Source organism: Synechococcus sp. H60.3 (assembly GCF_047462295.1).
Lineage (GTDB): Bacteria > Cyanobacteriota > Cyanobacteriia > Thermostichales > Thermostichaceae > Thermostichus.
Map to the genome: position 1 here is coordinate 1 of NZ_JANSIY010000151.1, position 4,717 is coordinate 4,717.

Annotated in this window: 4 protein-coding genes; 2 read left to right on the top strand and 2 right to left on the bottom strand. The window is 61.5% G+C overall.

Annotation, left to right across the window (positions count from 1 at the left end; genetic code table 11):
- A partial coding sequence (locus NW841_RS11900; protein WP_414386553.1) for a hypothetical protein occupies positions 1–1,781 on the bottom strand: 1,781 nt, incomplete at its 3' end.
- Between the two features lie 348 nt (positions 1,782–2,129).
- Between NW841_RS11900 and NW841_RS11905 the strand changes: the two genes are divergently transcribed.
- Entirely contained in the window at positions 2,130–2,483 is a 354-nt protein-coding gene (locus NW841_RS11905; RefSeq protein WP_414363740.1) for a DUF6464 family protein, read from the top strand.
- Here the strand turns inward: NW841_RS11905 and NW841_RS11910 are convergent.
- Positions 2,480–3,934, bottom strand: a complete 1,455-nt coding sequence (locus NW841_RS11910) for a BCD family MFS transporter (protein WP_414363738.1) — start codon at positions 3,932–3,934, stop codon at positions 2,480–2,482. The genes NW841_RS11905 and NW841_RS11910 overlap by 4 nt on opposite strands.
- A gap of 270 nt (positions 3,935–4,204) precedes the next feature.
- Between NW841_RS11910 and NW841_RS11915 the strand changes: the two genes are divergently transcribed.
- Positions 4,205–4,546, top strand: a complete 342-nt coding sequence (locus NW841_RS11915; protein WP_414386554.1) for a hypothetical protein — start codon at positions 4,205–4,207, stop codon at positions 4,544–4,546.
- The last annotated feature ends 171 nt before the right edge of the window (positions 4,547–4,717 follow it).

Below are 4,717 nucleotides of genomic sequence, written 5' to 3' on the forward strand. Positions count from 1 at the left end.
TTCCAGATCCAGATGCCGGAAGCGCTGGCGGCGAGCAAGTGGCGGCCATCGGGGCTGAGGAGCACCTGCTCGATGGGGTAGTCAGCCTCCAGGGTTTTCAACAAAGCCCCGCTGCCGGGATCCCAAAGATGAACAGTGGGATCCCCGTTGGCGGCCACCAGGATCCAGGGCGGGCTCCTTTTTTCCGCCACCCCAGAGGGAGCGAAGGCCACCGCCGTAATGCCTGACCCCTGGGTAACCGGGTGGGCGGCGCTGTCGATGGTGCGCACCAACTGGCCATCCTCAGCTTGCCAAAGGCGAATGGTACGGTCGGCGCTGCCGCTGGCAATCCAACGGCCATCGGGGCTGATGGCGACGCTGTTGATCAGCTCGGTGTGGCCCTGCAACTGCAGCCGTGGCACCCCATCCCCCAGGGTGGCCAAATCCCAAACCCGCACCGTCTTGTCGGCCCCCCCACTCACCAAAAAGGTACCATCGGGGCTGACGGCCAGCGTCTCAATCGAGCCTTCGTGGCCTGCCCAGCTCTGCAGCAGTTGGCCGGCCTGGGGATCCCAAAAGCGGATGACACCGTCGTCTCCCCCGGCAACCAGGAGATCTCCATCCGGGCTGATGGCCAGAGCGGTGATAGCGGCGGGGCCTTCCAGTGTGGCCTTGAGCTGCAAGGACTTGGCCCAGTCAGCTAGGTTGAGGGCAGGGCTGGAAGAGGATAGGGATCCAGTCCTGGAGGGATTGGGCGGCTGCTCTGGGGAGCTGAAGCTTTTGAGCCCAGCGGATCCCAAATTTGCCCTCGTTCCCGCGGGCGGGACAGAGTCCCTGGGCACAATTGCCTTCTCTCCCCACAGGCTGAGGTTGGCCGCCAGTTGCCAGGCAGCAGCTCCGAGTAGCACCAGCAAAGCCGCCAGACTACTCCCCGCCCAAAGTGGTGGGATCCAGAAACGCGCCCGCAGTGATACCGAGGAACGCGGCGGCGTAGTCGGCTCCTGTAAGGGAGCGGCGGCAACAGGGTCGGGCAGGATCTCAGCGCCGGGAGAGACGCCCTCTGCCAGAGGCAAAGCCTGGAGAGCGGCCAAAGCTGCCGCTGCCGAAGCAAAGCGCTGCCGCGGGTCACAACCCACCAGGCAATCCAAAAAAGCGGCAAAAGGAGCGCTGGTAGGAGCCAGATCGTGCCAGCGCAGCTCCCCCGTCAACGGGTCGCGAAACAGCTTGTGGGGCGGGATCCCTGAGAGGGCCTGTATGGCGATGAGCCCAAGTGCCTCCAGATCACTGTCGGCAGCCTCGGGCCCAGAGTTGCAGCAGCCCAAGCCCAACACCACCCAGCGGCCATCCGCCCGGCGACAGATCAGGCGAGAGGGCTCTAGGTTGCAGCAGTTTACCCCCTCACTGTGTAGCAAGGCCAAGGTTTGCAGCACATCTTGCAAAAAGGCCCGCACCTCCGCCTCTGACCAGAGCTGCCCTTGCTCCGTGGCCTGGCGCAAGGCTTGCTCCAGGGTAGGCCCCTCGATCCACTCTTCTACCCAGTAAAAGCCCCCCTCCTCCTCAAAATAGGCCAGCAGGCGCGGGAGAGTGTCATGGGATCCCAGGCGTTCCCGCAGCGCCATGGCCTGTTGAAATTGCTGCCGGGTGGCAGAGGGCTCTTCCTCCTTGGGAGAGCGAGGTTGCCAACGCCTGATCACCACCCAGATCTGTTCGGGGCGATGGCCATCTTGGGCCAGGTAGGTTTGCCCGCTGGATCCCAGTTCTTCTAGGATCTGATAGCGGCCAGCCAAGGTTTGCCCTACCATAAGGACTCCGGTCGCTCCAGGCAGATGTGGCTCACCAGTGGCCTATCCTCAGCCAGGCTACCAATCTTTGCTTCTGACCCATAATGCCACAGTAAGAAAACGGGGTCTAAGGCAACCCCCTCGGCAAGAGATAAGGTCTCTGGCTACTCGAGGCGCAAGAGATGGAGGTAACCTCCCTCGGGAAAAAGGAGATCTAGATCAGGCGCGAGGAGCTGGGGCTCGATCCTCTCCCCAATTGGCGGCCCGCCCAAGGAAAATCCTCTACACTAAATAGAACCAGTACAGGCAAAACCGCGTCCATTCTATTGTTTGCCGGTCTGTTCTCCAGGCTGGCCTCCTTGGCACCTTATGTCTTCTGTCAACCCGGCCTTGCCCATTCAGTGGATCGATGCGGATTCGGGAGAGGTGGTGGAGGAATGTCCCTGGGAGAGCAGCCCCCATCCGGGTACCTACGTTCAACTGGCGGAGCAGCACTATTTGGTTTTGGAAAAGCGCCATTCCTATCAACTGCGGCAGGGCAAATATCACCTGTGCAGTATCCGCGCTCTCATTCGCCCGGTGAGCCCACCCCCTGAGGCCGGCCACTTTCTAGGGGATCCCTCCTGTCGGTTCAATGCCCGCTCGCCCCTGTTGCGCTGCGCCGTTAACCCCAACGGACCCTGCCAGGGCTGCCCCCACTACGAGCCGGCCCAGCGGCGCTAGCCCTCCAGATCCAGCGCCAGCACCTCGGTCAGGGCGCGGCTGGTTTTCTCCCGGAACTCGGCTACGCTTACCCGTCCCAGCAAATACACCGCCAGCAGCATCACCGCCGCCTCCACCCCGAAGACGGTGGCGTAGGAGAGGACGGGGGAAGAGGGAAAGAGAATCCGCCCCAGATCCAGCAGGGCGCCACCAATGAGGGTAGAAAGCGCCTGCGACATGGCCTGGGCTAGGCCCCAAGCCCCGATGAAGGTGCCGGCGGTTTCTGCTGCCGTCAAGTCCAACATTAGGCTAATGGCGCCGTTGGTGGTGATCCCGGAAGCCAGGCCAAACAGGATCATGCACAGTTGCAACATCGCTGGCTCGCCCGTAAACCCTGCCAAAATGGTCAACCCAAAGGAGATCGCCACCAGCAGGCAGCCCAGCCGAGCCGTTGGCTGCTTGCCCAGCCTGGGCACGATCAGAAATCCGGTCACCACAATTCCCGCCAGAACGCCCAGGCTCCAGAAGGCGTTGAGCTGGGTACTTTGGGATACGGTCATGCCGAACACCTCGCCGCCATAGGGCTCCAGAACCGGCTGCTGGATAAACAGGCCCATGGTCATCAGAACCAAAAAGCCAAAGAAGATCAGGGTTTGGCGGCTGGCGGTGAGCACCTTGAGGGCCGTGCCCAGGGTGATCTGGTCTTCCCGCCCGGCCAAGGTGGAACGGGATCCATAGCGGGAATAGCGTTCTTCCACCCCCCAGGTGGCGATCACCCCCAGCAGGATCACCACAGCAGGAATAACAATGAAGAGGCGGTTGATCGTGCTCTGCAAGTTCTCGGGATCCAGGCCGCGCAGCAGCACTGCCGAGCCAATTGCCCCGCCGGCAATGCCCACCATCAGCATCGACCAGACGATCCCCACCAACTGGGAGCGGTTGTGCTCATCGGAAACATCCACCAGCAGCGCCGCAAAGGGCGTGGAGCAGGCGCTCAGGCAAAGCCCATAAAGAGCAAACATCAAGGCGGCGAGAGCAATCCAACCGTAGGTGGCCAGCGACCAACCGCTACTGGCAAAGCTCTGCCCCAAACCCCACACCACCTGCACGGCCAAGAAGATGCACAGGGCAAACAGCACCGAGCCCAGGCGCACATAGCCGCTGCGGTGCGTCCCAAACAAAGGCTTGGCATCGGAAAGCTGCCCAAACCAGACGCGGGCCGGGGAAACCAACTGGTGCATGGCCAGGGATCCCCCCACCACCGTGGCCGGGATGGCCAAGAGCTCCGGGTCAATCATGACTCGATTGAGCACTCCCAGGGTCAGCAGCGACATCATCCCCAGCCCCATCTGAAATAAGCCTAGGCGAAACATGACGGGCAAAGGCAAGGGGGGCGCCGAAGGCTGAGACTCTGAAGAAATGGCCGTGGCCGCAGACACGTTGACCTCAGGATCCCGTTGAATATTGGCCATGACCTGTGATGATTCATGCAAAAGCCCTACAGCTTTTTATGGTAGCCCAGGTAGCTGGGGATCCCGGCAAAGGGATGGGGTTGCCAAAAGCGAAACTGCCGCGCCGGCTCTCCGTAACCGGGTTATGGTCAGGGCATCGTCAAAGAAGGGAGCCTACTACTATATTGTAAGGAAGCCCACATCCCCACCTTTTGGCTGCTGAGTTCGCTGAGCTGGATGAGCATTTCCCCGGCTGCTCTGCCGCTGATGTCCACTGCTTAGGCAAACCCTATGGATTTTCCGACGAGCCAGGATCCTTCCTCATCGCTGCCGCAATGGGCAGAGTACTTCGCTTATAGGCAGGTGATCGACCGGACAATCGCCATGACCGGGGATCCGCAGGCGCGATCCCTGGCAGCCCACTACGGGCTGGATATCGTTGAGCTCACCTGGGAAGATACCGGACGCCACGAGGGATCCGCCCTCGGCCCCAACATCAGCGCCTTTTCTTCAACCAAAACGGTGAACGGGCCAGCCTTACTGGGCAGCGCCTCAGCGATTTCCAAGCCCAGCAAGGCGCCAACCCAACCCCCAGGGATCCCGACTCGGCGGAAGTTCCGGAAGAAGCCCTGAACCTGGTAATGCTGATCCAGGTGCCCCTCAAGCAAAGGAAAGTTGAGCAGGTCAGATACTTTACGGAGACCCTAGGCCTAGAGGACTGCTTCCCTAGCAATGTAGAAGCTGCCGTCATCGGCCACGGGGAGGTGGAGGGCCCCTTCACCGAGATCAACAACCTCGACATCG

Bases quoted from the DNA above. Each gene is read 5' to 3' on its own strand.
- NW841_RS11915 (WP_414386554.1), top strand. From the start codon at position 4,205: ATGGATTTTCCGACGAGCCAGGATCCTTCCTCATCGCTGCCGCAATGG.
- NW841_RS11905 (WP_414363740.1), top strand. From the start codon at position 2,130: ATGTCTTCTGTCAACCCGGCCTTGCCCATTCAGTGGATCGATGCGGAT.
- NW841_RS11910 (WP_414363738.1), bottom strand. From the start codon at position 3,934: ATGGCCAATATTCAACGGGATCCTGAGGTCAACGTGTCTGCGGCCACG.